Raw genomic sequence first — 26,879 nt, 5'->3', positions numbered from 1 at the left:
GTTGAGTGCTCTCCCTGTTTTGGCCCGCCCGCATTCTTCTCGCGATTTGCTCCTGGCACAACACTTGGGCAAACCCGTGAAAACCTACAACAATCCCCCCCCGATGGTGATCGACCCGGCCAAGTCCTACACGGCCACGATGGAGACCACCGCCGGCACAATGGTTCTGGAGCTGTTCCCGCAAGAAGCTCCCCTCGCCGTCAACAATTTCGTCTTTTTGGCCAACGACCACTTCTACGATGGCGTCATCTTTCACCGCGTGATTCGGGGCTTCATGATCCAGGGCGGGGATCCCACGGGCACGGGGCGGGGTGGGCCGGGGTACCGCTTTCCCGATGAGCCGGTGCAACGTCCCTACAGCCGTGGCACTTTGGCGATGGCCAATGCTGGCCCCAACACCAACGGCAGCCAGTTTTTTATCATGCACGCCGACTATCCGCTGCCGCCCAACTACACGATCTTCGGGCAATTGATCGAGGGAGAGGATGTGTTGGATAAAATTGCAACGGCTCCCACCGGCCCCCAGGATCGCCCGCTGAAACCGGTGGAGATCAAGTCGGTTCGCATCTTGGAATCCAATTAGGTTGGGCCAATCGGGTGGAACAGTTTGGTTAAATTAACTTGGCCTCTGGCCCCATTTTTGCAACTTGCCCCCAGGGGGACTCAGGTATGGAGTTCGCTAGGCCCCGGCGAATGTCCCCCCGCATTCTGGTTCTGGATTTTGATGGTGTGCTCTGCGATGGGCGGGCGGAGTATTTTGCTTCCTCCTGCCGCGTTTGTGCTCAGGTGTGGGGCCTGGCTCCTGCTCAGCTAGAGCCGCTGCGTCCTGCTTTTGACCGTCTGCGCCCGCTGATCGAGACCGGCTGGGAGATGCCTCTGTTGTTGTGGGGGCTACAGGAAGGGATCCGGGAGGAAGACTTGCGCCAAGACTGGCCCAGCTGGCGGCAGCGGTTGTTGCAGCAGGTGGGGGTCTCCGAGCTAGGTTTGGCCCAAGTGCTGGATGGCGTGCGGGATCGCTGGATTGCAGAGGATCTGCAGGGGTGGCTGGGGCTGCACCGGTTTTATCCGGGGGTGGCGGCTTGGCTACGCCAGGTTCAGGCTGCAGGGGAGCCGCGCTTGGCCATCCTCAGCACCAAAGAGGGACGGTTCATCCAGCAGCTCTTGGGCCGAGCAGGGATCCAACTGCCACGCCACCGCATTCTGGGCAAGGAGGTGCGCGCCCCCAAGGCCACCACTTTACAGCGGCTACTGGCTGCCGCCCAACTGCCGGCTGAGGAGCTGTGGTTTGTGGAGGATCGCCTGCAAACGCTGCGCCAGGTGCAGAGGGTGCCGGAGCTGGAGCAGGTTCTCTTGTTTTTGGCCGACTGGGGCTACAACCTACCAGAGGAAAGGGAAGAGGCCGCTCGGGATCCCCGTCTCCATTTGCTCAGCCTGGAACAGCTTTGCCAGCCCTTTGACCGTTGGATTGCCTCTTCTCCCCCGCCGCGCTTTTCTATCAGTCCCGCCAGCTCGGAAGACTTGAGCCAGGCTCGGCCCACCCCTGGCCGGAAACGCCCGGAAGCCGGTTTGGCCTCTCTGGTGCTGACCTTGGTGGAGCTGTTGCGGCAGTTGATGGAGGCGCAGGTGGTGCGGCAAATGGAGGCCGAGCGCCTTTCTGCAGAGCAGATTGAGCGGGCCGGCAGCAGCCTACAAGCCTTGCGGGAGCAAATTCGACAAATCTGCAGCCTGTTGGAGATCGACCCAGCGGATTTGAACCTGGAGCTCGGAGATCTGGGCACCCTCCTGCCCCGCCAGGGGGACTACTACCCCGGACAACCCCACCGCGAGGGATCCGTGCTGGAACTGTTGGATCGGCTGATCCACACCGGCATCGTCATCGATGGGGAGATCGACCTGGGGCTGGCGGACTTGGATCTGATCCACGCCCGCCTGAAGCTGGTGCTCACCTCCAGCGCCAAGCTCTACTGAGCCCGTGGATTGAGAGTGCTGATGGAGACGATTGGGAGAAGAGATGCCGGAAGCGGAAAGAGAGACCGGAAATCGCGGTATGCTGGCTGTGGATCCCCTTCATCTGTCTTCATGTCTTCCCCTATGGATGTCTTTGCCCCAACCGGAAACCTGTATGCCGGTGCCATTTGGCCAGAAGTGGTGGTTACCCTCACCCTCTTGCTCGTCTTGGTGGTGGATTTGGTCGGTGGTTCGGCGGCGCGCAAAAGTCTTCCAGCCCTCTCCATCTTTGGCTTGATCGGGGCCTTGGTGACCTTGGTGTTGCAGTGGCAGCAGCCCCAGTTGGAGAGCTTCTTGGGCAGCTTTGCAGCGGATCCCGTCAGCATTCTCTTCCGTGGCCTGGTGGTGGGGACGGCGGTACTGACCGTGATGATGGCGGAGCGCTACATCTCTCAGTCCGGAGCGCCCACAGGCGAGTTTTATGTGTTGCTGCTCACGGCCACCTTGGGGGGCATGTTCCTCTCCGGGGCGACGGACTTGATCCTGGTGTTTGTATCTCTGGAAACCCTGGGCATTGCCAGCTACCTGATGGCCGGCTACACCAAGCGGGATCCGCGTTCTTCCGAGGCAGCCCTGAAATATCTCTTGATCGGGGCCAGCAGCACGGCCATTTTCCTCTACGGTATGTCGCTGCTCTACGGCCTTTCGGGTGGGCAAACGAAGCTGGAAGCCATTGCCTCCTCTATGGGGGATGCCGGCTTAGCAGGGATCATCGCTTTGGTCCTCTGCATTGGTGGTATCGGGTTTAAGTTGGCGGCAGTGCCCTTTCACCAGTGGACTCCTGATGTCTACGAGGGATCCCCAACGCCGGTGGTGGCCTTTTTGTCGGTGGGATCCAAAGCGGCAGGCTTTGCCTTGGCGGTGCGCTTTCTGGCCACCGTGTTTCCGGCCATGACGGAAGAGTGGCGGGCGGTGCTCTCGGTGCTGGCCATTTTGACCATGGTGCTGGGGAATGTGGTGGCCATTGCCCAAACCCGCCTCAAACGGCTACTGGCCTATTCCTCGATTGGGCAAGCGGGCTTCGTCATGATTGGTCTGGTGGTGGGCACAGAAGCAGGCTACGCCAGCTTGATCTTCTATCTGCTGGTCTACCTGGTCATGAACCTGGGGGCCTTCTTGTGCATTACCCTGTTCAGCCTGAAAACCGGTACCGACGAAATTAACGAGTACAGCGGCCTTTACCAGAAGGATCCCTTCCTCACCCTGTGCTTGAGCATTTGTTTGCTTTCGTTGGGTGGGTTGCCGCCTCTGGCGGGCTTCTTCGGCAAGTTGTACCTGTTCTGGGCCGGTTGGCAGGCGGGGGCCTATACCCTGGTGTTGGTGGGGTTGGTCACCAGTGTTATCTCCATTTACTACTACGTGCGGGTGGTGAAAACGATTGTGGTGAAAGAGCCGCAAGAGATGTCGGTTTCGGTGCAAAATTACCCCGAGACCAACTGGCAGGCAGAAGGTATGCCTGCTCTGCGGGTCGGTATGGTGTTGACTCTGGTGGCCACCATCTTTGCCGGGATTCTCTCCAACCCCTTGTTTACCTTGTCCATCCAGGCGGTGGAGCAAAGCCCGTTCTTAGGGTTCCCGACAGCACAAGCGCCCATTCCAGAGTCGGCGAGTCTTCAGGTGGCAGTCGATGGATCTTTGGGTTCATTGACTCAGCCCAGCCAAGGGTAGTCTGTAGTTTTTCAGGGATCCACCAAGCTGACCACAATGCGTCGGTTTTGCTTGCCTTTGCTTTCGATCTTGCTCACCACCAACTTGCCAATTTCTCCTGTCGCCCGTACATGAGTGCCGCCGCAGGGTTGCAAGTCCACATTCTCAATTTCCAGCAAGCGCACTTGCCCCTGTCCGGTGGGGGGCTTGACCGACATGGTGCGCACCAGGCTGGGATTGGCTTTTAGTTCTTCATCGCTAACCCAGCGGGGGTTCACGGCGTGGTTACCTTGTACCAAAGCATTGAGACGCACCCGTCAGGGTTTCTTTGTCGGGTTTTTCTCCAGGGATGTTAAAGTCCAATCGGCTTTTGCTTTCACCCACCTGACCCCCCGTAACGCCACCTTCTACCACTGCACAGAGCAGGTGTAGAGCCGTATGCATGCGCATGTGCCGATAGCGACGTTCCCAGTCGATGCTGGCGCTGACTGACTCCCCCAGACTGAGGGGTGGGGATCCCTCTGCCGGGATGTGGAGGATGCCCGTTTCCCCCTTTTGGGTATCGACAATCGGGATGACACGACCGTCCGATGTAATCAGGAATCCCGTATCGCCGGGTTGTCCACCGCCGGTGGGATAGAATACCGTCCGATCCAACTGGATCCCGTTATCCACAAGGGCAATTACCCGAGCCTGGCAGGTGGTGAGATAGGCCTCCGCCCGAAACAGTTCTTCCGTCATGAGTCATACAGTTGTGCTGTTGCAAACTGCCCTTCACCGTAGCCTATCCGGATCCCTGGGCTAAGTCAGGGCTTGCCGGGCCTTGGCGGAGATCCACTCGCTGATGAACACAGAAACGAAGATCACAAGCAGGATCATGCTCACCTGATTCCAGCGCAGGGTGTTGATGGAAGCATCTAGCTGTAGGCCAATTCCACCGGCACCGACCAATCCAACCACCGTAGACTCTCGCAAATTGATATCCCAACGGTAAATTGTTACCCCGAGGATGTTGGTGATCACCTGCGGCCAAATGGCATAGCTCAGTACCTGGGCACCGCTAGCCCCCGTGGAACGGATCGCTTCTACTGGTTCTTCGTTAATCTCTTCGATGCCTTCATAGATCAGCTTGCCCATAAATCCGACAGAGCGTAGGGCAATGGCTAAGGTTCCGGACAAGACCCCTGGCCCAAGAACAACCACCAGGATCAAAGCCCAAATCAGGGAGTTAACCGAACGGGTGCCGACGATGATGAACAGGGCGATGTAGCGCACCAGCAAATTGGGAGTGGTGTTGCGGGCTGCCAAAAAGGCCACCGGCACCGAAATCACAAAGGAAAGGGCCGTACCCAATGTGGCAATGGTGAGGGTATCCCAAAGGGGGCGCCAAAGCTGTGACATGTAGTCCCAACGGGGCGGTACCCCCCGCGAGAGCATTTCTCTTCCCTGGCGCGGTGCATCCAGCACAAAGCCCCAGGTGGTACGGTCTGCAATGAACTTAGCGCAGGCAAACATCAGTAACAGCAGAGCCAACCAGAAGGCATACTCAAGCAAAGTTTGCTTTTGATTGCGCCACTGCCAGGTCTTGATCCCACTGCTTTCCAGAACAGGCATTATTGCACCCTCTTGCGAATCCAACCAGAACTCAATTCCACCACCATCACCAGAGCGATAATCACAAGGATGATGGCAGAGGCCGTGTCATAGTCGTAGCGACGTAAGGAGGTGTTCAGGGTAGAGCCAATCCCACCGGCACCGACAATCCCCAGAATGGCCGCCTCCCGAATGTTGATGTCGAAACGATACAGAGTCAAGCCGATCATGCGGGGCAACACCTGCGGCACCACCGCGTAGCTGACCATTTGGAGCCAAGAAGCCCCCGTGGAGCGAATCGCCTCCACCTGTACTGCATCAATTTCTTCGATGTCTTCTGCCAAAAGCTTGCTGAAAAAACCCAAACTCCCAAAGATGAGGGTGAGCACTCCAGCAAAAGGCCCAAAGCCAAACATGACCACAAACAAAATGGCGATGATCACCTCTTGGAAGGTGCGCGACAGGGCAATCAGGCCACGACAAACCAGGTAGACCGGCATTGGCACCAAGTTGCGTGCGGCCCCAAACCCCACCGGAACCGCGACAATAAATCCTGCCACGGTGGAAATGGCGGCCATGGTCACACTTTCCAGCATCCCGGTGAAAATCAAGTTGCCGCGGGTGGTGAAATCGGGATGCAAAAAGGCCAACAAGAGACGGCCACTACGCTGCATACCGCGGGCTACCCGGGCTGGATCGAAATTGAGAGTAGAAAGCGCAAAGATCAGGTAAATGACCGCCCCAAGAATCAGTCCCCAGCGAACCCAAGGATTTTTAATCAAAGGTGGTGGCGACCATTGGCGCCCGCTCAGTGTCGTTGCCTGTGCCATGGGTGTGCTCCGCACTACTGACTTCTATTGACTTCTACTGACTTCTGCAAGGGATCCCTTAGTGGGTGGCTACTCCAGCCGAGACGGCTTCGTTTTTCTTCGGAGTCTTGGGCTGGGCCAGAAGCATTCCAATCTTCTTCGCCGTAGATTTCGTTTAAGACGCTGGGGGTGAGGCGATTGGGGGGGCCATCATACACCACTTCCCCAAACCGCAAACCGACGATCCGCTGGGCAAACATTTGCGCTAGAGGCACATCGTGAATGCTGATGATCACCGATAGGCCCCGCTCTGAAGCCAGCTCGTTGATCAGGCGCATAATTTGGCGGGAGGTTTTCGGGTCCAAACTGGCGGTCGGTTCATCCACCAATAGCAGCTCTGGGTTTTGCAGGAGAGCCCGGGCGATTCCCACCCGTTGCCGTTGCCCCCCAGACAAAGCATCTGCCCGCTTATCAGGAAAGTCCGACAATCCCACTCGATCCAGTAAGCGGAAGGCTTCGTCGATGGTGGCTTGGGGAAACTTGCGGAACCAGCTTTGCCAAAAATTGACGTAGCCCAACTGACCCGCAAGAACATTTTCCATCACGGTCAGGCGCTCCACGAGGGCATATTCCTGAAAGATCATGCCGATTTTGCGTCGTGCTTGCCGCAACTCCCGGGTGTTCAAGCGAGTGAGGTCGATTCCATTGAGCCAAATGCTGCCACTGGTCGGCTCCACCAAGCGGTTGATGCAACGGAGCAGCGTACTTTTCCCAGCACCCGAAGGACCAATCAAGGCCATCACCTGCCCATCGGGAACTTCTAAGGTCACCCCTTTCAGGGCCATATCGCCTGTGGGGTAACGTTTGCTGAGGGAGTCGATACGTAGCATCTTGATAACCTACTTGAAGTGGACATTTGCAATTGCGGGCCTTCTAGAACCAGATGTTTGCAATCTTGAGAGAATTTTGAAATCAGAAGGGATCCCCTATGGCTTGCCCTGAACAAGGGATCCCGATTCTGTTCAGCCCACCTATTGGGGAGGGGCATTTTCTTGAATCAGCCGGATCACTTCCCAATCTTCCTTGTAGGTGATGGGAGCAAAGGAAGCTCGGTCAAAGGCTTCTGCCAACTTAGTGCCTGCAAAGTCAAAGGTATAGAAGGCCTCGCGGATTTTCTCCTGCAGCTGTGGATCCAAATTGTGAGCATAGCCAAATGGGCCGCTGGGGAAAGTAGCCGATTTGTAGAGGGTACGAAACTGATCGCACTGCACTTGTCCGGCGATGCACATGCGGTTGAGCACATCGTTGGCAATGGGGGCCGCATCGTAGTCTCCGTTGAACACACCCAAAATGGAGTTTTCGTGCCCCCCAGAGAAATTGGCTTCGTAGTCCACACCGTCCTTAAAGCCAGTTTCCGCCTCGATCAAAATACGGGCGCTGATGTAGCCGGAATTGGAGGAGGGCTGGGTGAAAGCAATGCGGCGGCCTTTGATGTCTTCTAGTTTTTCCAAGCCACTATCGATGCGAGTGATCACTTCCATTTCGTAGCCAAAGCTACCATCTTCCTTGGCAAAAACGGCGAAAGGCACAAAGCCTGCTTGGTTCACAGCGCGGGGGGTACAGCCGGTGCAGGTGCCCATGATGTGTAAACGTCCGGCCCGCATTGCCTCGGTTTGGGCGGCCTCGGAATCAACTGGCACAAATTGCACATCTTTACCGGTCACTTGCTTGAGGTAGTCGGTAAATTCCTGCCAGGTTTCTGAATAAACGGCGGGATCCTCGGAAGAAGTGTAGGAGATGAGCAAAGTGTCAGGATTGACAATTTGAGCGGGATCCGTCGGAGTATCCGCCACCAGATCCCCATCGGCATCACAATAGCGCTCATCCATGCCTGCCGGACGAGGGCAAGATTGAGCTTGAGCAGATTGATAACCCACTAGCACAGCAACCAAACCAGCCAGGGCAAGGCTTTTGGATAACAGACGAGCCACAGAGCAAAACGCCAACATTGCAAAAATCTCCGAATGCAAGATGAAGCAAACCGTTATCAGCTAAAAAACACAAAAGTGGGCGAGAAGATCCAGCTAATCAAGAGACTTGATGTGAATTCATAAGCTACAGAACCCAAAGAAGATCTGCAAAACTCACGTCGCCTAACGAAACTTAATAATATAGTAGCGCTGTTTGACCCCTGTAGAGTTAAGACAGGTTTAATAGGAAGTTAAGAGTGGGTTATCACATACTCGTCGAGATGGGGTATGGACGGAACCAGCCAGTGCGATTTCTCTAGATTCAGCTCTAGATTCAGAACTATGTAAATCAGGGATCCTCTCTGGGCAGGGGATCCCTGAGGACTGCCTAAAGCGTATATTCCACGCCCTCTTCTTCCTGAATGCGACGGATGATCTCCCAGTTTTCTTGATAAGTAATCGGTGCAAAAGCTACCCGGTCAAAAGCTTGTCGCATGGCTGTGCCCTCAAACTCAAAAGTAAAGAAGGCTTCTCGGATCCTTTCTGCCAGCTCAGGGTGGAGATTGTGGGCATGGCCGAAAGAGCCGCTGGGGAAGGTCTCCGATTTGTAGAGGCTGCGGAACTGGCTACAATCCACTTGCTCGTTGAGGCACATGCGATTAAGCACATCGTTGGCAATGGGGGCGGCATCGTAGTCTCCGTTGAACACACCCAAAATGGAGTTTTGGTGGCTGCCAGAAAACTCGGCGATGTAGTCTCCTGCCTCATCATCCAAGCCTGTCTCTTGTTTGATCAAAATGCGAGCACTGATATAACCGGAGTTGGAGGAAGGATGGGTAAAAGCTACACGACGACCGGCAATATCATCGAGGGCTTGAATATCGCTATTCACATGAGTGATCACTTCCATCTCGTAGCCGATGGATCCATCTTCTTGTTGGAAAATGGCAAAGGGCACAAAGCCGGCAACATTCACGGCTACAGGAGTACAGCCTGTGCAGGTACCCATAATGTGTAGACGTCCAGCGCGCATTGCCTCGTACTGAGCAGCCTGAGAATCGGCAGGGACAAATTGCACCCGTCTACCGGTGACTTCCTCTAAGTGAGCGGTGAATTCAGCCCAGGTATTGGCATAGACAGCTGGCTCTTCTGAGGAGGTATAAGACACCAACAGCACTTCCGGATCTACCCACTCCGAGGGATCCTCCGGCAAATCGGCAACCAGATCCCCCACCCGATCACAGTAGCGGGCATCCATTTGAGGAGGGCGGGGACAGTCTAGACGAGCCTGAGAAAGGCTGCTGCCCAACCCCAAGGTGACAGCTCCCGCCAATCCAGCTCCCATCACCAGCTTTCCCAACGGGATCCGAGTTCCAAAAGAAGATAGTGTCATCATGAATAAAAGCTCCCAACTATGGCAATCAACAAGAGCATCTGACGAACCCAGAAGAGGTAAAAATTCCTCCTCTAGGCCCTAGAAGTCTTGCCTGAAAAGCAAAAACCATCTCAAATTCATTGAGATGGTTCATTCATTTGTATTTATGTCATATTACAGTTAATAAATTTTTAAGAAGAGTCTAGGATCTCGTTAAGGTTGCTCCATTAGCGCCCGCCAATCACAGCGATGTAGTTGGTCACCCATTCGTAGTAGGGCACACAATCCATCCGGCCATCCCCACAATCGGCCACCGGCGTCTTCCAGAAGGAGATGCGCTCAAAATTGTCGATGCCATTGGTTTGGCAACCTTCCGGCCCCAGCAGCTCACTGGCCTGACAAGCGGCTGGCACCACCGGCACCGACCCAAACCAAGCCGCCAGATCCCCTTGCACCTTCGGGTTCAAGGAATGTTCCATCCACAGGTAGGCACAGTTGGGGTGTTTGGCGGTAGCGCTGAGCATGGTGGTATCAGACCAGCCGGTGGCTCCCTCTTCCGGTACCACGCTGGCGATGGGCTGTTCCTCGTACTGCAACAGGTTCACCTGGAAGGGCCAAGAGCCGGAGGCCACCACTCCTTCGTTGACAAAATCATCCACCTGCACCGCCGCATCGTGCCAGTAGCGTCCAATCAGTTGCCGCTGCTGTCGCAACAGATCTAGGGCGGCATCAAACTGTTCACGGGTTAGCTCATAGGGATCCGTGATGCCCAATTCTGGGCGGTGGGCTTTCAGGTAGAGGGCGGCATCGGCAATGTAGATGGGGCCATCGTAGGCTTGGATGCGGCCTTTGTTGGATTTGCCATCTGCCAAGGTTTTCTCTTCAAACACCACATCCCAACTGGTGGGGGGTTCCGGAAAGACTTGTGTGTTGTACATCAACACATTGGATCCCCATTGGTAGGGCACGCCGTAATGCTTGCCATCCACAGTATGCCAGGGAGCATCCTGCAGGCGCGGGTCGATGGTCTCCCAACTGGGGATCAGGCGGGGGTTAATCTGCTGTACCCGTTCCCCTTTGATCAGGCGTAGGGTGGCATCGCCGGAGGCCGTCACCAGATCAAAGCCGCCCTCATTCATCAGGGCTACCATCTCATCGGAGGTTGCCGCCACCTTAACGCTGACTTGGCAGCCGGTTTCTTTCTCAAAGCCGGTCACCCAGTCATAGGCGGGATCCGTTTCCCCCCGTTCGATATAGCCTGCCCAAGCCACAATCGAGACCGCCCCTTCTGGACGACCCAAGCGATACAGGGGCCCACGGGCAGCATGAGCGGAATGGGGGGTCAGCAGCAACGTGAGCAAGGCCAAGCCCAATAAGAGCAGAAGAGTTAGCCAGAGGCGAAACAGAATAGACCCCAGCTTCTTGGCCTGTAGGGGAATGAAGGGGTTCAGGTTGGCCATCACAGGCTTCTCCCAGGCAACAACTGCGCTGGCATCAAGGGTAGATCATTCCTCGAAGAGATCCCGCTACATTGAAAACAATCTCGACAACTCTCTATTCGACTCCACAGTTCTGGATCCCCCTCAATGGTTTCACTGTTGCCCAAGGATGGGATTCCGTCTCGCTCAAGCGACCAGCAGGGCGGGGTCAAAGCAATGGCACCGCAGGGAATCAAATGCCCTCTAGGCTGACGTTGAGAAAGCGGGCGATCTCGGCTGCCTGGTTTTCGATCTCCGTCAGGGGGGGAGGCTGGCCCACTCCGGTGAGGGGGATGTCGCCACGTCCTTTCACCCGCAAGTAGATGGCTCGGCGGGGGTTAAGCCCCTCTCTCAGCTCCACCCGTAAGCTTTGCACATCGGCAAAGTCATACTCCAGGCGGACTTCACGGTTTTTGCCCGGAAAGCCCTGGCGCACCAGCGTTATCTTTTGCGTGCGCCGGTCGAACTCGTTGTAGCCGCCTCCCAAGTTCCAATACAAACTCAGCCACTGGTATAGCCCCGCCAGGGATCCGAGCACCCCGTAAAAGAGCATGGCAATGCCCTGGGGAATAAACACCAGGCTGGCGGGATCGGAAAAGGGGAGCAAATTGCGGTGGAGATAGCTGGAAAGGCCGGCCAAGGTAAAGCCCAGCCCTCCCCCCGTCAGCGCCACCGCCCAAAAGTACACGCTGGGCCGCCGCGACCCAATCACGGTGTAGCGCAGCAGATCGGCAGAACGGATTTCAGGAACAATGGCGGACACAGTTGGGATCCCTGCAGGTTTTCCAAGGCTGGCTTCCCCCATTCTATAGGCTATGGGCGGCAAGGGTTTTCCCCAGCAGAGGGGCGCTCAGGGGACTGGCAAGAGCTAGAGCCGCCTGGGGAATGGGGGCGGAAGTCCTCTGCGCTGTACAGCCCCTCTCCCGAAGGGAGTTAGGGATAGTTTTTATTGTTATGGCTCCTTTTGCTCCCTGTAAGAGCCGTAGCAGGGATCCCTGCTGGGGTTCTGAGGCGTTCTATCTGCTGACAGAGCCCAACAGCATACGCCAATGGGATCCCTCTCACCTCAGGGTTGGGTTTGGCGTGGGGTAACGATCCTGCCCTCCCCTGGGGCAACTTCCGAGGAACGGGGGCGGGCCGGCGCAGAGGGCTCATCAACGGCATTCGAGGGAGAGGCAGGGTTGGGATCCGGCTCGGGAGAAGCCGTCTGCTCCGGTTCTGCGGCAGGGGGAGAAGGCTGAGGCTCAGGGGTTGGGTCTGGCAAGGCTGGCGGCTGGGGTATGGCGTCTTGGGCCGTTCGTTCCCCAAAAGCCGACAGGGCGATGGCGGCTTCCCCGCGGCTGACCGGCTCGAAGGGGTTGAAGGTGCGGATAGGGCCAAAGGTGCGCAGCACGGTGGAGGCATTCTCTAGGCTGCGATCGGCTACCAGAGCAGGAATGGCTTCAGGAGGAATTTGCGCCGCATCGGTGAACCCCCAGCGCTCCTCCAGCTCCGCTCGGGATCCCTTGATCTGGCCGGGAGGTAAGTCCAGAGGCACCTTCATGCGGATCAACTCCGCCCGCGACAGCAGGCTGTTGGGGCGAAACTCTCGATTGGCATCTCCGGCAATTATGCCGGCAGCTCCCAGGGCTTGAATGTAGCGAAAGTTGGGATCCTCTTCCGGCACATCCAAAAAGAGGGGGCGTTCCGAGGGGGATCCCAGGCGGATTTGCCGGCTGGGCTCATCGGCGTGGATGGCGTTGTTGGCCAACACCAGCCAACGGGCAAATTCTCCGCGACGAACGCTGCGCTGCGGCTGAAATTCGCTGCTGGAGATATCGGCAAAAACTCCCAACCGATCTAGGTATCCCACCGAACGGGCCACCAGAGATCCGGGCTCCAAGTCTGTAAAGCGGCTGCTGTCCTGGCTGGGCAGAGGTGAAGAGGGGGCGGGAGCAGTGGGGATCGAGATAGAGGGTGGGATGGATCCCGGCGAAGGTTGAGGCGAGGGAGATGCCGGCAGCTCAGATTGGGCTGTGGGCGGGCCCACTGGGCGTACAGCGCGCTCTAGCTGTTCTCCCCACTCGGTTCCCTGACAGGCCGACAACAGCCAGAGCAGCGGAATAAGGCTGCCGAGCTTGAGCCAGGGGCCAGGCCGCATAGGTTTAGACTGATGATGCACCGCTCCACCTTTCTCTATTGAGCCCATTTGCGGCTAAACTCCTCCAGCACATCCAGCAGGTTAAGCAGGCTTTGCATCGGCAGGAGATCGGCCAGGGGCAATTCTTTGCGCCCACCCCCCACTTTCACCGGGATCCCTTGCAAGATCTCTGTGACGGCGTCCTCATCCACCTTGCCTGCCATCACCTGGGGTGCCAGTCGCTCCGCCAAAAGGGTATGCAGGTGGGCATCGCGCAGGTAAAGATGCCAGCGGGCCACATCGATGTAAACTTCTTTACCAATGGCAGCGGCCAATTGCTCAATTTCTGGGTTGCTGGGCACTTTGGCCATCCCTCAGCTCCGTTGGTGGTTGCGTCTGCCCTTGCTCAATCATAGCCTGAACCCAAGGGATCCTCAGGGAGAGCTGGCAGCCGAGCGGTCGGGTAGAGGTAGGGCGAAGTTCTCTTGCAGCTGCCGCAGCATCAACAGGTGTTCCAGAGCTAGGCGATCCCGTTCTGTCCGCAACTGGCTCAGTTGGGCCTGAATTTGGCGGATATCGGCCTCGTCGGAGTCCCAGGTTTGCAAGAGGCGGTAGAGGCGCTCTTGTTGGTCGGCAATTTGCCGGTTTAGGCGGGCTAGACGGCGGCTGAACTCCACATCCATTTCCTCTGCCAGCTCGGGATCCGGCAGCAGGGCCAAGCGATCCCAATGGATGCCCAGGTCGGCCAAGCTTGGCGGGGGCGGATCCAACTCCTTGAGAAGGGGGAAGTCCGGAAAGGGCGATAGCTCCGTCTTGGGAGGGGCCCATTGGTTTTGATCGGGGGCAGGGGTGAGACGGGATCCGGGTGAAGGCAGGTTTGTGGGCTGGGGGGCAGGCTCCTGTCCACTGGGAGAGGAGTGCAACTGCTTCGGACTCCGTCCCGCCGGCGCGAACGGCGCTGCCAGATGGCTACTGCTGGGATCTGCCTGGGCCGACAGGGATCCCAGACTGCATAGCCAAAGGCAGACTCCTAGCCCACAAGCCCAGCGAACTGCTTTTTCCACCCTGCGCTCCTCAGTCTTTCTCAAGCCTGCTCAGGTCATTCCCAGCCCACCAAGGACTCCGTCCCGTTGATGCGAACGGCTCCGGTCCCGTTGGCGGGGCGAGATCCACGGTTGGGGATTGTCTCAAACAAAATCGAGTAGGCATCTTGCTTTTGCCCCGGCTCGAAAAGATAGCGTTGGGCAACACGAGCAGAGGCAGGCACGATGGCCACGCGCACCGGCGGATCTTCCAGCGATACCAAAGGCTGGGGATGAGACCAACGCCATCCCACCCAGCCCGCCCCTGCCAAGGCCACTACAGCCGCTGCCACCCGTCCCCAAGGGGTGCCCTTACGTTGCCGCCAGCCCAGGTCGAGCATTGGCCGCCGATCCAGCTCAGCGAACACACGGCTGATCAACAGCTCCGTCTGGGTGGAGTTCAAGGTTGGGGCCTTGAGATTGGCCAAACCGGCCTGCAGAGCTGCCAGTTGGCTGTACAGTTGCCGCGCCTGAGGATCGCTGGCCAGCCAATCTTCCACCTGCCGCGCCTCTTGAGACGACAATTCCCCATCCAAGTAGGCGCTCAACTGTTCAAAGCGCTCATCCACCACCGGCAGCTCTTGCTGGGGATCCCTGGGGTCGGGGTTGGGGTTGCCGCGAACCATGGTCATTCACCATTAAGGTAGGGTTTTAGGGTGGATTGTAGGCGGGCGCGGGCGCGCGCAATGCGAGACTTAACAGTGCCCAAAGACACCCCTGTGATCTCGGCAATTTCCTCATAAGCCATTCCCTGAATTTCCCGCAGCAGGATTGTCTGGCGAAAGGCCTGCGGCAGGTCGCGGACGGCTTGGTGCAATCGCTCGTAGAACTCGCAGGTGGCGAGGTGCTCATGGGGACTGGGGCTCTCGCTGGGCAGCTCCCACTCCATCTCGCTATCCCGCATCTGAATCGGCGCATCCAGAGAAAGGGGCTGCTGCTGTCGTTTGCGCTTGCGCAGCTCGTCGTAAAACAGGTTGGTGGCGATCCGCCCCAGCCAGCTGCGAAATTTTGCCGGCTCCTGTAGGCGTTTCAGGTGGCGGTAGGCCCGGATCCAAACTTCCTGGGCCAAATCATGCCGGTCGTGCCAGTCGGGAGCAAGATGGTAGAGCACCTTGTCCACATGGGCCTGATGGCGACGCATCAGCTCGGCAAAAGCCTCCCGATGGGGCTGGGGTCCCTGCTGACAGATCAGCACCAGATCCACATCAGCGAGCTTTTCGGGCCGCACAGGCACGTTCTTCACCAAGACCGACCAGCGCTGGCCACTGATGTCGCTGAGGGCAGCATCCATAGGCATCCATAAGTTCTAACAACAACAGCGGAGGGATCCCCTCCCAGACAGAACCTCTGTTGCCCAGACGAAACGGCAGAGTTTGGGTTCCCCCCACCCTCAACCGCAGGGTAGCTCTAGAGGCTCTGAGGGCCATACCGGCAAGACTCTACAGCAAGACCACCTCCTCACTAGATCTTGGCGCACATGGCGGGGTGGTGGATTGCAGGATAGCTCTTGAGTTGGTAACTGGGCTACAGTGGGCTTGCGGTATGGTGAAACGTCCGACCCGCCATGGCTTCCGATGCTCCTGTTGCCCTTCTCTCCGAGCTCAAGGCGGTGCCAATGTTGGCCGAACTTTCGGCGACGTCCTTGCAATGGTTGGGATCCCAGGTCAAGCTGCGGGATATCCCGGCGGGACAGGCCCTCTTCATGCAAGATGCCTGGGGCAGCGTAGTTTATCTGATCCTCGCCGGCTGGGCTAAGGTGCGGCGGGCTTTGCGGGCGCAAGACAGCACCAAAACCCTTGCCTTGCTGGGGCCGGGCGCTTGGGTGGGGGAAATGGCGGTACTGGACGAAGCTCCCCGCTCGCGAGATGTGCTGGCCCTAACCCCGCTGCGGGTGGCCGGGATCCCGGCGGCAACCTTCAAAGCGCTGATGTTGCGGGAGCCGCAACTGTGTTACCAGCTGGCCTGCAGCCTCTCCCGTCGCCTGCGCCTGGCCAACTTGCAGGCGGATCTTGACCAGCAGAGCCCCCCGCTGCGAGTGGTGCATACGCTGGTGCAACTGGCGGAAGCTTTTGGCGAGAAGACCCCCCAGGGGATGCGCATTGTCTACCCTCCCCCCCAGGATTTGGCCGATATCAGCCAAGTTAGCCGGGAGACAGCCCTGGCGGTACTGAGCCGTCTGCAGCAGCAGGGAGTTATTCAGCCTTTGCCGGAGCAACAGTCTTTGCTGCTGATCCGGTACGCCAAACTGCTGGAGGCCACCCGTCTGCTTTAGATATTGAAGATATTGACCCATGTCTCCCCAACCGATTTCTCCCCATCCAGGACAAGAATCTGTCTGGGACTATCCGCGCCCACCTCGTCTGGAGCCCACCACAGAACTGGTGGAAGTTCTCTTCAATGGCGAGCTCATTGCCCAAAGCCGCCGTTGCTACCGCGTCCTGGAAACCAGCCACCCGCCCACCTACTACATTCCCCCCACCGACGTTCGACTGCAGTATCTCCGCCCCAGCTCTCGCACCTCTTTCTGTGAGTTCAAAGGGGCTGCCTGCTACTGGACAGTTCAGGTCGGATCCCAAACAGCCGTAGATGCCGCCTGGAGCTATCCGGATCCCAGCCCGGCGTTTTTGCCCATCCGCGACTACCTTGCCTTTTATCCAGGCCGTGTGCAGGAGTGCCGGGTAGGTGGAGAACGAGTCCGGCCTCAACCCGGAGATTTCTACGGCGGTTGGATCACCTCAAAGGTCGTAGGCCCTTTCAAAGGAGAGCCGGGTAGCTGGAACTGGTAGGGGCGGAGCAGCGATTCCCGAGGGGGGATCCCTTTTACCGGGGAAAAGGACTACAGTTAAGTCGATGCGGGTCAGTTGTCCAAGGACTCCGTCCCGCTGGCACGAATCGGAGAGCGCGGACAAAAACCATGACGGTGCGGGTGCCCCTCGACTATTATCGGGTTTTGATGCTGTCGGCACGGGCAGATGAGCATCAGATTGAGCAGGCATACCGGGAGCGAATCGATCTCAAGCCGGGCGAGCGCTCCTGGCTGCTGGAGTTCTCGCCACAGGCTGTGGAAGCTCGCGCTCAAATGATCCAAGAGGCAGCTTCTGTGCTGCTTAACCCTGAGGCACGACGAAACTACGACGAACACCTCATACCAACGGATCCCACCTTGACGGTGGAGGAGGCGCACCTACCGGGAGTGCTGTGCTTGTATTGCGAAGCCGGAGAGTACCAGGCTGCGTTGGACTTGGCTCAACACCTGTTGGAGCAGGGCCACCCTGCTCGTTCCGATGCCATTTTGGCGCGGGCCATCGCTCGTCTGGAACTGGGTCGAGAAGCCTGGCAACAGGGATCCTACGAAGAGGCGGCGCGTTCTTTACAGGCGGGCTTGGCGGAGCTGGAGGAGTATCAGGCCTTTCCGCAGATGCAAGCGGAGATCCGCATCGATTTGGGCAAGCTGCGCCCCTATCGCATTTTGCAACTCCTCAGCCACGAGGCCCATGCTCCCGCCCCAGCCGGAAGAGAGACTCTTGTGCTCCGCACCGCTGATGGGAACGGGGAGCGACAGCAGGGACTGGCTCTCCTCAAAGCCATGCTGGACGAACGGGGCGGCATCGAGGGGATGGGGCAAGATGGCTCTGGCCTCAGCACCGAAGATTTCCTGCGCTTTATCCAACGGGTACGTCGCCACCTCACCCTCAAAGAACAGCAGGAGTTGTTCGAGCGGGAGGCTGAGCGTCCCTCGATGGTGGCCGCCTACTTGGCCGTGCAGGTGTTGCTGGCGGCAGGTTATCTGGAAAACCGCCCGGCTCTGGTGCGGCGTGCTCGCGGCTACCTGGCTCGTCTGGCGCAGCGGCAAGATGTACACCTGGAGCAAGCCATCTGTAGTCTGTTGCTGGGGCAGACCGAAGAGGCGCTCGCCCATCTGCGCTCCACCCAGGAAGTAGAGGCCTTGCAGTTTATCGAAGAACACTCCGCCGGTTCTCCCGACCATCTGCCGGGTCTGTGCCGCTTCACAGAAAAATGGTTTCAGGAGGAGGTGTTCCCGGAGTTCCGCGGTCTGGAAGCCGCCCAAGTGACGTTGCAAGCCTACTTCGACAACCCCCAAGTACAAGCTTACCTGGACGAAATGCCCAGCCGCGAAGACCCGCCGGCAGGGATGCTCTCTCCCAGTGCTCCGCACCGCTGTCGCGAACAAGCCCCCCATCCCCCACCTCATTTGCCTGCCGTGGTGGGTCCTGAGCCAACCCAGGAATTGTATCGCCCACCCGCCCCTTGGCAACAGGGGGTGCCAGAACCCCCGCGCCTCTCGGATTTGCCCTCTTACCGCAGCACCCCCAAGGCGGGCGTCTCTGCTCTTGCGGATGAGAGTTCTAGTGCTCCGCACCGCTGTCGCGAACGCGCCCAAGACCGTTCCCCTCAGGGGGACGGAGTCCAGGGCCTAAGGTCCGCTGGCGCGATCGGTTTGCAGGATGTGGAGCGTTACCGCCGCAGCCGCTTGGGGGGCCGTAAGCGTCCTACCTTTCCCGCTGGCGTTCGTTTGGGCTCCGCACCGCTGGCGCGAATGGCCGGGGTGGTCGGTGTGGGCATCCTCTCCCTATTGGTCATCTGGCAAATGTTGCGGGGCCTCTTCACGCCGCCGCCGGCACCACCGCTGGAGCAACCCCAGGTGCAAATTGAGCAGCCGCCGGTTGACATATCGCTACGCGACGCCTCCGCGAACGACAATCCCGGCCAGACGGAACTCACTCCCCCGCCTGAGCTAACCGGCCCTCTGGCGGAGTGGCAAGGAGTACAACAGGTGCGGGTGGTCTCCAACGATGGCCTCAACATTCGCCAGCAACCCAGCCTGACGGGAGCCATTGTCGGGACAGCCCCACGCCAAGCCCTGCTGCGGGTGGTGGAGGTGCAGGCTGGGGAGGGACAGGTGCCCGTCTGGCTGCGCATTGAGCGAGATGGCGCGCCCGGGGGATGGGTCGCCGCCCAGTCGGGCTCCACCCGTCTGGTGGAACGGCTCTAGCTCTCCCTTGCTGCCAGCTGTTATTGCTCCGCAACGCTGCTGCGACCGCGCTACGGGGACGGAGTTCTCGGTCCCGCCCTTTTAAGGGGTATAGTCTGCTTCCTTCTCAACTGTTGTGGATATTCTGCGCAATGCCCCGCTGGGGATTTATCTGGAAGAGCCTCGCACCTGGCTACATTGCCTGGATCCGCGGGTTAAGCTGGCCTGGCTGCTCAGCTTTCTCCTCAGCCCCATTTTGGCCGGCAATGGTTGGCGCTTGGCCGTGGTGGTGGCTCTTCTGCTGCTAACTGTGGCGGCCCGTCTGCCGCGCCGGGTTTGGTCGGGCCAACTCTCCCTGGTGCTGGCCCTGAGCCTGCTCACCTTTGGGATCACCAGCTTGGCGCCGGATGGATTGGGGGTTTTTCCCCAACCGCAACGGCAGGATATGCAGGTGGTGGGCTATGGGCTGACCGGGATCCCCGCTGTTCCCGTTAGCGGTGCAGGGCACTTCGACTTGGCCGTAGAACAGGGATCCCCAAACCGTGCCTGGCGGGCGCAAACCCGTGCCTGGCAAACTCCTTATCGCTACCGCCTGGTTCAGTTTTCCCTATTGGGACGAACCTTTCAGGTCTCCCGCCGTTCTCTATCGGTGGCGCTGCGGCTGGGCACCCTCATTTTTACGTTGCTCTACGCTACCCATTTGTTTCTGTTGACCACGGCCCCCGAAGAAATTGCCGAGGGGATCGGCCAATGGTTGCAGCCTCTCAAGCGTTGGAGATGGCCGATTGCCGAAGTAATTCTCACCCTCACCTTGGCGCTGCGCTTTCTGCCTTTGGTGATGGAAGAGGTGCAAAACTTGGCGCGGGCGGTGCGAACTCGGGATGTGCGCTGGGGATCCCTGAGTTTCCGGGGCGGGATGCAAACCCTGCTGGCCTTGGTGGAGCGCTTTTTTGAAAACTTGCTCCTGCGTGCCGAACAGACGGCTATGGCAATGCAGGCCCGTGGGCTGACCGGCCCAGACCATCCCCTGCGCTGGCACCGCCTACAACTGCGGCGGCTGGATCGCGGCCTACTGGCTCTACTGCCCCTGTTTTGGCTGCTCAGAACCTTGTCCCCCTAAGGTGACCGGCAACACAGCTTTTTCCTACCCAGGGGGATGGGGCTCGTCGCTGCCCATCGGCAGGAGCAGCCGAGAGACACAACGCCCATCGGAAGAGAGGTAAAAGGAGAGCTGGCCCCCCATCCGCTGCACCACCCGTTGACACAGGCTGAGTTCCAGACCAGGACTTACCGATAGAGGCGACTTGAGCAGAGGATCTGCGTAGATCACCTGCTCTGGCCCCAACTGAAGGGCGGCCATCAGGTGAGGGTCGAAGCTGCCCTGATCCACCACCAGCAGCTCTGCATAGCCAAAGGGCTCCGCATCGCTATCGCGAACGCTGGCTTGGCTCCACAGATCCAGCCGCCCCCCTTCCGGGCTGCGCAAAATAGCGGCTGTCAACACCTCCCAGAGCACCATCTCCAGTCGTTCGGGATCCCCCTGGATGGTAAGGCTCATGTCCCCATGGGCCCGCGGCCATAACTTGCGTTTTTGGGTCAGGGCCTCCACTCGGCGCAGGCTTTTGCGCACCAAGGTTGCCAAGGGCACCGACCGCGACTGCGGCTGCACCTGCCAAGTTTCCGACTGCAACAACGGCCTTGTGGAGACGGTCAGATCCCGCAGCCCTCTGCCAATTTCCACTACTTTTTGCCAGCGGGTGGCTTCGTCTCCGGGGATCTCCGGCACCTGACCCAGGCGGTGCAGGCTGTCCAGAAGGGCATTCTGCATATCCAGCAGGCGGCGGTGCTTGTACCAGTTCAACTCCCTGAGCACCTCCTGCCGCTCTTGCAAAGTTTGCATCCAGAGCAAGCGCCGCAGCGTCCAGCCGCAGGTCTGGGCGATCAGCATCACAGCCGCCCGCTCGTCGGGATCCCAAACCTTGCCCGCTTCTGCCCCCAAGATCAAAACTCCCAAAGCTCCCGCCTGCGAGGAGTTTGTCTCCCCCAGCGCCACCAGCAGCCAGGATCCCAGGCCGGCAGCAAAGTGCTCCGCACCGCTGACGCGACTGAGCCAAGTGCGGCTGGCAGGGGGGATCTGCTCCTGGGTGAGCGGGAGAGGTTCTGCTGACTGCAGCGCGTAGGCCAGTAGGGGATCTTGCAGATCGATCTCGGTGGAGCCGGTCTCCGTCCCGGCAGCGGTAGTAAAAGGCCCCTGGAGCTGAGCCCGGCTTTCCCCCGGCTGCCAACTGACCACCAGCGCCAGAGGGATCCCCAGCAATTGGGCCGTCTGTCGGACGGTGGTGGTGTACAGATCTGACAAGGTGGCCGAGTTTTGCAAGGTTAAACAAGTGGTGATCAGGCCCTTGAGCAACTGCTCTTGTCGTTGCCGGCGTTGTTCTGACCGAATTTGCCGCAGGATCACCCCCACCTGTTGGGCGATCCCCCGCAGCAGTTGCCGCTCTTCCCGGCTCCAGGCCCGTAGCTGGGGATGCAACACCAAGAGCAGCCCTTCCACAGGTGTGGTGGCGGTACCGCCGACCCCGGTGTGGGTCAGCATCAAGGAACGAACCCCTGCCAGTTCCTGCCGCCAAGAGAGCAGGCGCAGATCTTGGTCGTAGTTTTCTGCCACGACCACCTCGCTGCGCATGAGATCCTGCCAGTCCTGGTCGCTCAGAGGGCTGAGCTGCTGTGGCAAAGTCTGCTTGCCTTCCCTGCGGTACTCGTAGAAGAGGCGGGGGATGGGGCTGTCGAGATCCACCGTCAACACGGCCACTGCACCGACTTTCAGGCGCTGGGCCAGGCCGACAACGGCTTGCTGGAGAGCCTGTTGCAGCTCCGCCGGGTTGTAAAGCGAGCGGCCCACCTGTTGCACAAACTCTTGGTCATCGGCCAACTGGCGAATGCGGCGATCCAGATTTTCTAGGGGGGCAGCCAAGGCCAACCCATTGGCGGCAGCAGCTACCAACTGTCGCTCAGCGGCTTGCCAGGTACGGGGCACATCCGATTGCACCCAGATGAACCCCAGCAGATCCTTTTCCAGCAAAATCGGGGCCGCCAAAACGGCCTGGGCCCGCAACTGCTGCATCAGCTTGGGGGGAACCTCAGAGCGAGTCGTCCCTGTGCCGCCCACCACCACCTGGCCATCGGCGAGGGTGTAGTACATGTCCCCCAATTCCCGCAGCGAAAGGCTGACCTCCCCTGTTGGCCCTGCTCCGACTTTAGCCCCTTTGGGAACAGGGGGCTGAGAGGACTCCGTCCCCCCGCTGTTGCCAACAGCTTTGGGGACGCTCCCGTGGGGAACGAACTGACCCTGGCTGCGCTCGTGCCAATACACCTGAATGTGGACAGCGCCCAGAAAAGACTGTAACTCCTGCCTCACCAGGCTGACCCGTTCCTGCAGGGATCCCACCTGGCGCATCGCCGTTCCCAACCTCAGGAGCGGATCCTCAAGGCGCTTTTCGGTCTGCTGTTGCCAAGCGTTTTCCAACTCTTGCAGAGAAGCTGCCAACTGCCCCAGCAAAATTCCCAAGAGAGCCTTTTCGTCCTCACGGGTGGTAACCCCCCACATTTGGGATCCCAGCATCAGGATCCCCAAGCAGCGCCGCCGTCCCACTGCCGTTCGCGACAGCGGGCCGTAGGCCGAGAAGGGATAAATGAAACAGCCCTGGATCCCGCCCAGTCGCCTGGCCTCCCGCTGCCAAATGCCCATGCGCGGTTCCTGAGAGAGGTCGGGCAGGCTGATCGGTCGCTGCTCGATCACCACCTGCTCCAGGATCTCCCCCGGCTGTAGAGGATGCACCGCCCGCAGTAGGGTTTGATCCTCAAGAAGGGTCACTCCCCCCTGACCCACCAACTGGTGATTTGGATAGTCGTAAAAGGCCAGCCAGATCAGCGGCGCCCCAAACACCGCCTTGACATACTCCAGCGTGAGCTGAACGAGGGTGTTGGCATCGCTCTGCTCCCGCATCTGCTGCAAGGTTGCTTGCAGGGCCACCAGGGGAGATATTGGCCCAGCTCTATCGGAATGAGGGGGAACAGACTGAACCATACCTGTGTGGAGCTATTCTGCGGGTTCCTCTGCAAGTCAATGCCCTCTCAGCCAGATCTCCGTCGGATCTGAGCCTTATTTGTTGCTGGGCAACGCTGAGGCAACAGGTGAGAAGAAGAGAGCCCGGACTTGTTGCTGTTTGGAACAACTTTGGCATACTCTCCGCCCCAAGGGGCAGGGATTCTCGACGTCGGGCGTTCGCCCCATCCTCGACGCAGTGAAAGATTTGGTTTTCATCTCTCACCCAGCCCCAGTGTAGTCTGTCTGCAGCCGTCCTTCATGGCTTCCTAACTTCCCTGGGGTTGGTCGCGGAACGCTTGGAGAGTGTCTCAATCTAGTTTGGAATGACTGTAATTTCAGGAAGGCTTCACCACTGGGATCCCGCGCAGCTTGTGAGTATGGGTCACCAAGCTCTGGACAAAGTGTTGAAAGCGCTGTTTTAGCTTCTCGTCTTTGAGATTGCCTTGCTCGTCAAAAGCGTTCCAAGCCCGACCGATGGCGATCTGCTCGGGGATTACCCAGCCATGCACCCAACGCACAATCAAGCGCATCTGGTTCAGGGTATTGCTGTTGCTCTCGCCGCCCAAAACGCTGATTAACCCAAAGACCTTACCCTCCAGTTGCTCAAAACTCAACAGATCCAGTGCATTTTTCAGGCTGCCGCTGATGCCGCCGTGGTACTCCGGGCTGGCTAGGATGATCCCATCCGCCCGCTTCATGGTTGCTTGTAAGACCGCCACATCGGGATAATCCGCATAGGACTCCGAGCCATCCACAAAGGGCAACTTCATCTGCCGCAGATCGAGGATGTGCAACGGGATCCCCAACTTCTCAAACTCGCGCCGCGCCACCTCCAGCGCCTGGTACGTCAGGGAATTGGGCCGCAAGCTGCCCCCGATTGCCACGAAACGAGCCGCAGAGGTTTCAGCCATGGTGGTTTGAGGATTGCCAGTGAGGGCTTGTAGAGGAGACATGGGCCGGACTCCCGAGCAGACATCAGTTACGTTGCAAACAATCATAACTCATACCAACTTCGAGTTGTAAAGATTTCCTTAACTTTTCTGCTCCGCAACGCTAACACGTTTGCCGAAGGGTCGCGTAGCGATAGCAGCCGGATTCCTATCCAGAACTGGGGATCTGGATACCCTTTAGCAAAGGGATCCGGGGCCAACGGATCACCTGCAGCAGGTTGGAAAAGTCATCCCGCCAGACGGGATCCCCGGCCTGGGGCAAAAGGGGCTGCCAGGGATCCAGTTCCTGCAGGACTCCAGAGTTTTGGGCCAAAGGGCTCCGCCCTGCTGAGGCGGTCGTCGAAGCGTCGCGCGGCGATAACAGCACCCAGTGGGAAGGGGCCAGCCCCGCCTGGCGTTGCTCAGGGGAGAGATCCCGGTGGTCTTGGTGCCAAGCGTGGAGCTGCAGGGATCCGGCCAGGCCGGCCAACACCGGGGCCAAGTCGAGGTGGCGGTTGGTGATGTTGAAGAGCAGCCAGCCGTGGGGCTTGAGCTTGCTGAGGTAGAGGGCCAAAGCCTCTTGCGTGAGCAAATGCACCGGCACTGCGTCAGAGCTGAAGGCGTCCATCACCATCAGGTCATAGCTGCCCTCTGGGATCCCCTTGAGGCTGAGCCGGGCATCGCCGAGGATGACCTGCACCTGCGCCCGTGCCTGAGCCCACCGGAGATAGGAAAAATAGCGGCTCGCCCAATCGACCACGGTGGGATCCAACTCGAAAAACGTCCACTCATCCCCTGGCTCGGCATAGGCGGCCAACGTGCCGATCCCCAGCCCCAACACCGCAATGGCGGGCGTGGGATCCACAGTCTGGGCTCTGAACGCCGCAAACACCTGCCCAACCGGCCCAGACCGAGAAAAATAGGTCAGCGGCTCCAGCGCTTTTTCCGGATCCAAGTTTTGGCTGCCGTGTAGAGTGGTGCCGTGCAGAAGGCCACGAAAGGATCCCTGCTCAGTCCGGTACTCCACGATCCGGTTGAGGCCGAAGGCGCTGCGCTCGCTGTGGATCACCTGCAGTCCCGGCTGCAGCCAGGGTTGCCCCAGCAGCACAACCAACCCCGCCATTGCTCCCACCCAACCGACCTTGGCCTGCCAGCCAGGGGCTCCGCTCTGCTGCTGTGAACGGCTCTCCCCTGACACCAACAGCGCCAGCACCGCCCAGCCCAACGCCAAACCCACCCCAGCGCCCACCTGCAGCAACGCCTGCGGTCGAAAGTGCAACAGCAGCAAAGGCAGGAGCAGCCCCAGCCCCAGCCACAGGCCCACCCGCCCCCCCTGCGCCCCCAGCACTGCCAGCGACATCCCCAGCAACAGGGGATATTCCAGCACTGTCTCAAACACCTGCGGTGCCAAGAGAGCAGAGAACATTCCCCCTAAGCTCCCCCCCAAAGCCAGCCACAGGTAAAACTGCGTCAACTGCTCCACCGGCGGGCGACGGCAAGCCAACCGGCTGTGGCAGCCCCAGCTCACCAGCCCAAAGGTGGTCAGATGCAGCGGCAAAAGCAAAAAACCCGGCCTCACCCAGCCCAAGACCTGTGTCCCCACCGCCCCGCAGGCCAGAAGAGCTGTCGTTCCCAAAACCCCCTTATTGGGGTGGATCCCCCCGAAAGCCAGCATGAATGTCAGCAGATAGATCCCCAGGGGGATGGCCCACAACAGGGGCACCGCCGCCACGTCGGTGGTCAACAGAGTGGTGACCGCCACCAACAGGCCCGCCGGCAAAAAAGCCAGCCCCGCCCAGCGCCAACGCTCTCGCCAGGAAACAGCCCAATTCCCCAGAGCAGCGCTGGATCCCTGGGAATCCGCCCCACGTTCTTGTGGCTCGGCAACGCCGTTGCAACTGAGCAGCAGACCCACCCCGCTCAGCAGCACCAGGGCTGCCACCAGCGCGTAGGATCCCGTCCACAGGAGAGTTTGCCAAGCCAAAGACAGACGAGGCTCCAACACCAGCGGGTACCCCAGCAGCCCGCCCAAGCTGCCGGCATTGCTGGCCACATAGAGAAAATAGGGATCCAAAGCCTCCCGTTGCCCCGCGACCCCTCTTGCCGCCAACCCCCGTTGCAGCAACGGCGTCGTCGCCGACAGGAGAAACAGCGGCACCCCAGCTCCCAAAGTCAAGTTTGCCAACAGAGCGAGAGGGGGCCACCATCCTTCCGGTTGGCCGGGGATCCCCAGCTGAAAGGGCAGAAGCCTCAGCCCGACCAGCAGCAAGATCCCGTGGATCAGCACCCCCATCCTGGGATTGAGCCCGCGCCCCAGCCGGTCTGCCCACAGGTAGCCCAGCAGCAGGGTGGCCTGAAAAAAGGCCAGGCAGGTATTCCACACCAGGGGGGATCCCCCCCACAGCGGCAACAGCAACTTGCCCAGCAGCAACTGTCCCCAAAAGAGGCAAAAAGCGCTACCAAACAAGCTGAGGCCAACTAGCCAAACCAAAGCCGACCCACCGCAAAACCCTCAACTGCCAGTATTCCCCACTTTCTCCCGGAAGCTTGAGATGGGATGTTGTAGCCGCTTGGTGGTGCCCCTTGGGATCACCCAACTCAGAGGAAGGCCGATCCTTGTTCCTCGATTCAAGTGCGCCAACGGGTGGAAGGGGGCCACCCTCCGCCAGTACTCTCAGCTAGAAATCGCAGGAGCCCCGCACTGTACCCGTAGGGTCAGTGCCGGGAGGAATGCGAGGTTACAATAGAACCATGACCCAAGTCCTGACC

At 59.2% G+C, this 26,879-nt stretch carries 24 protein-coding genes; 7 read left to right on the top strand and 17 right to left on the bottom strand.

The window, feature by feature from the left end; genetic code table 11:
• Positions 1 to 103 precede the first annotated feature (103 nt).
• From ACVWZJ_RS08935 to ACVWZJ_RS08925, 3 genes are all read left to right on the top strand, one after another.
• Positions 104 to 583: a peptidylprolyl isomerase gene (locus tag ACVWZJ_RS08935; RefSeq protein ID WP_414356714.1), complete on the top strand. Its 480-nt coding sequence runs from the start codon at positions 104 to 106 to the stop codon at positions 581 to 583.
• 110 nt (positions 584 to 693) lie between these two features.
• The gene (gene gvpJ / locus ACVWZJ_RS08930) at positions 694 to 1,968 is read left to right on the top strand and encodes a gas vesicle protein GvpJ (protein WP_457395836.1); all 1,275 of its coding nucleotides are present in this window, start codon (positions 694 to 696) and stop codon (positions 1,966 to 1,968) included.
• 123 nt (positions 1,969 to 2,091) lie between these two features.
• Positions 2,092 to 3,675, top strand: a complete 1,584-nt coding sequence (locus ACVWZJ_RS08925; RefSeq protein WP_457395865.1) for an NAD(P)H-quinone oxidoreductase subunit N — start codon at positions 2,092 to 2,094, stop codon at positions 3,673 to 3,675.
• Between the two features lie 11 nt (positions 3,676 to 3,686).
• Here ACVWZJ_RS08925 and ACVWZJ_RS08920 read toward each other — a convergent pair whose 3' ends face one another.
• From ACVWZJ_RS08920 to ACVWZJ_RS08855, 14 genes are all read right to left on the bottom strand, one after another.
• On the bottom strand, positions 3,687 to 3,932 hold the full coding sequence (locus tag ACVWZJ_RS08920) for an alanyl-tRNA editing protein (protein ID WP_202943694.1): 246 nt from the start codon (positions 3,930 to 3,932) through the stop codon (positions 3,687 to 3,689).
• A gap of 7 nt (positions 3,933 to 3,939) precedes the next feature.
• On the bottom strand, positions 3,940 to 4,395 hold the full coding sequence (locus ACVWZJ_RS08915) for an alanyl-tRNA editing protein (RefSeq protein WP_202943693.1): 456 nt from the start codon (positions 4,393 to 4,395) through the stop codon (positions 3,940 to 3,942).
• A 60-nt stretch (positions 4,396 to 4,455) separates the two neighbouring features.
• On the bottom strand, positions 4,456 to 5,268 hold the full coding sequence (gene phnE / locus ACVWZJ_RS08910) for a phosphonate ABC transporter, permease protein PhnE (protein ID WP_011433084.1): 813 nt from the start codon (positions 5,266 to 5,268) through the stop codon (positions 4,456 to 4,458).
• Positions 5,268 to 6,077 (bottom strand): phosphonate ABC transporter, permease protein PhnE, encoded by an 810-nt coding sequence (gene phnE / locus ACVWZJ_RS08905; protein WP_457384349.1) that lies wholly within the window; start codon positions 6,075 to 6,077, stop codon positions 5,268 to 5,270. Before phnE (ACVWZJ_RS08905) ends, phnE (ACVWZJ_RS08910) begins: the two co-directional genes overlap by 1 nt.
• 14 nt (positions 6,078 to 6,091) lie before the next feature.
• Entirely contained in the window at positions 6,092 to 6,946 is an 855-nt protein-coding gene (gene phnC / locus ACVWZJ_RS08900) for a phosphonate ABC transporter ATP-binding protein (protein WP_457387128.1), read from the bottom strand.
• 141 nt (positions 6,947 to 7,087) lie between these two features.
• Positions 7,088 to 8,065: a phosphate/phosphite/phosphonate ABC transporter substrate-binding protein gene (gene phnD, locus ACVWZJ_RS08895; RefSeq protein WP_457395833.1), complete on the bottom strand. Its 978-nt coding sequence runs from the start codon at positions 8,063 to 8,065 to the stop codon at positions 7,088 to 7,090.
• Between the two features lie 349 nt (positions 8,066 to 8,414).
• Positions 8,415 to 9,371: a phosphate/phosphite/phosphonate ABC transporter substrate-binding protein gene (gene phnD / locus ACVWZJ_RS08890; RefSeq protein ID WP_457395863.1), complete on the bottom strand. Its 957-nt coding sequence runs from the start codon at positions 9,369 to 9,371 to the stop codon at positions 8,415 to 8,417.
• Between the two features lie 257 nt (positions 9,372 to 9,628).
• Complete coding sequence (locus ACVWZJ_RS08885) at positions 9,629 to 10,774, bottom strand: ABC transporter substrate-binding protein (RefSeq protein ID WP_457395861.1); 1,146 nt, start codon at positions 10,772 to 10,774, stop codon at positions 9,629 to 9,631.
• Between the two features lie 298 nt (positions 10,775 to 11,072).
• Positions 11,073 to 11,642 (bottom strand): photosystem I assembly protein Ycf4, encoded by a 570-nt coding sequence (locus tag ACVWZJ_RS08880; protein WP_011433078.1) that lies wholly within the window; start codon positions 11,640 to 11,642, stop codon positions 11,073 to 11,075.
• 303 nt (positions 11,643 to 11,945) lie between these two features.
• Positions 11,946 to 13,019 carry an S-layer homology domain-containing protein gene (locus ACVWZJ_RS08875; protein WP_457387123.1) on the bottom strand — a complete coding sequence of 358 codons (1,074 nt, stop codon included), beginning with the start codon at positions 13,017 to 13,019 and terminating at the stop codon, positions 11,946 to 11,948.
• A gap of 35 nt (positions 13,020 to 13,054) precedes the next feature.
• Positions 13,055 to 13,369: a DUF3181 family protein gene (locus ACVWZJ_RS08870; RefSeq protein WP_414357902.1), complete on the bottom strand. Its 315-nt coding sequence runs from the start codon at positions 13,367 to 13,369 to the stop codon at positions 13,055 to 13,057.
• Positions 13,370 to 13,432: 63 nt separating this feature from the next.
• A complete protein-coding gene (locus ACVWZJ_RS08865; RefSeq protein ID WP_457395831.1) occupies positions 13,433 to 14,062 on the bottom strand; it encodes a hypothetical protein in 630 nt (209 codons plus the stop codon).
• A 35-nt stretch (positions 14,063 to 14,097) separates the two neighbouring features.
• On the bottom strand, positions 14,098 to 14,706 hold the full coding sequence (locus tag ACVWZJ_RS08860) for an anti-sigma factor family protein (RefSeq protein ID WP_457395829.1): 609 nt from the start codon (positions 14,704 to 14,706) through the stop codon (positions 14,098 to 14,100).
• 2 nt (positions 14,707 to 14,708) lie between these two features.
• Entirely contained in the window at positions 14,709 to 15,371 is a 663-nt protein-coding gene (locus ACVWZJ_RS08855) for a sigma-70 family RNA polymerase sigma factor (protein ID WP_457395859.1), read from the bottom strand.
• A 273-nt stretch (positions 15,372 to 15,644) separates the two neighbouring features.
• On the opposite strand from ACVWZJ_RS08855, the gene ACVWZJ_RS08850 reads away from it, so the two are divergent.
• The 4 genes from ACVWZJ_RS08850 to ACVWZJ_RS08835 all read left to right on the top strand — a co-directional run bounded on the left by ACVWZJ_RS08850 (position 15,645) and on the right by ACVWZJ_RS08835 (position 20,193).
• Positions 15,645 to 16,352 carry a Crp/Fnr family transcriptional regulator gene (locus ACVWZJ_RS08850; protein ID WP_414382146.1) on the top strand — a complete coding sequence of 236 codons (708 nt, stop codon included), beginning with the start codon at positions 15,645 to 15,647 and terminating at the stop codon, positions 16,350 to 16,352.
• A 19-nt stretch (positions 16,353 to 16,371) separates the two neighbouring features.
• The gene (locus ACVWZJ_RS08845) at positions 16,372 to 16,866 is read left to right on the top strand and encodes a DUF427 domain-containing protein (RefSeq protein ID WP_011433071.1); all 495 of its coding nucleotides are present in this window, start codon (positions 16,372 to 16,374) and stop codon (positions 16,864 to 16,866) included.
• Between the two features lie 128 nt (positions 16,867 to 16,994).
• Positions 16,995 to 19,094: an SH3 domain-containing protein gene (locus tag ACVWZJ_RS08840; protein WP_457395827.1), complete on the top strand. Its 2,100-nt coding sequence runs from the start codon at positions 16,995 to 16,997 to the stop codon at positions 19,092 to 19,094.
• Between the two features lie 115 nt (positions 19,095 to 19,209).
• Positions 19,210 to 20,193 carry an energy-coupling factor transporter transmembrane component T family protein gene (locus tag ACVWZJ_RS08835; RefSeq protein WP_414349697.1) on the top strand — a complete coding sequence of 328 codons (984 nt, stop codon included), beginning with the start codon at positions 19,210 to 19,212 and terminating at the stop codon, positions 20,191 to 20,193.
• 24 nt (positions 20,194 to 20,217) lie between these two features.
• Here the strand turns inward: ACVWZJ_RS08835 and ACVWZJ_RS08830 are convergent, their stop codons facing one another.
• The 3 genes from ACVWZJ_RS08830 to ACVWZJ_RS08820 form a co-directional block, all read right to left on the bottom strand.
• Positions 20,218 to 23,160, bottom strand: a complete 2,943-nt coding sequence (locus ACVWZJ_RS08830) for a GAF domain-containing protein (RefSeq protein WP_457395825.1) — start codon at positions 23,158 to 23,160, stop codon at positions 20,218 to 20,220.
• Between the two features lie 356 nt (positions 23,161 to 23,516).
• Positions 23,517 to 24,092 carry an NADPH-dependent FMN reductase gene (locus tag ACVWZJ_RS08825; RefSeq protein WP_457395857.1) on the bottom strand — a complete coding sequence of 192 codons (576 nt, stop codon included), beginning with the start codon at positions 24,090 to 24,092 and terminating at the stop codon, positions 23,517 to 23,519.
• A 187-nt stretch (positions 24,093 to 24,279) separates the two neighbouring features.
• Positions 24,280 to 26,601 carry a spermidine synthase gene (locus tag ACVWZJ_RS08820; protein WP_457395823.1) on the bottom strand — a complete coding sequence of 774 codons (2,322 nt, stop codon included), beginning with the start codon at positions 26,599 to 26,601 and terminating at the stop codon, positions 24,280 to 24,282.
• Between the last annotated feature and the right edge of the window lie 278 nt (positions 26,602 to 26,879).

Source organism: Thermostichus sp. OS-CIW-29, from assembly GCF_054058195.1.
Note: the sequence above shows the minus strand (reverse complement) of the source record. Positions and strands in the feature narration are given on the sequence as shown.